Source organism: Bradyrhizobium uaiense (assembly GCF_010811875.1).
Lineage (GTDB): Bacteria > Pseudomonadota > Alphaproteobacteria > Rhizobiales > Xanthobacteraceae > Bradyrhizobium > Bradyrhizobium uaiense.
This window is the reverse complement of the sequence record NZ_VKHP01001276.1, coordinates 1-210: the sequence shown is the minus strand read 5'-3', so window position 1 is coordinate 210 and position 210 is coordinate 1. Positions and strand designations below refer to the sequence as shown.

The following is a 210-nucleotide window of genomic DNA, read 5'->3' as shown; positions in this document are numbered from 1 at the left end:
CGCGGCAATCGCCACGCTTGGTGACGAAATTGTAGATGCCGCCCTTACCCTCGGAATTGCCCGGGTACCAGTTCTGCACCGTCGAATACTTGATCTCGGCGTCGTCGAGCGTGACGAGCTCGACCACTGCGGCGTGCAGCTGGTTCTCGTCGCGCTGCGGCGCGGTGCAGCCCTCGAGATAAGAGACGTAGGAGCCCTTGTCGGCGATGA

The 210-nt window shown here is 62.4% G+C and carries 1 protein-coding gene; it reads right to left on the bottom strand.

The genetic code is table 11. The features are described from left to right. Positions 1 to 210, bottom strand: a 210-nt coding sequence (locus FNJ47_RS49610; RefSeq protein ID WP_175068550.1) for a SufD family Fe-S cluster assembly protein, incomplete at both ends; no start/stop codon positions are given.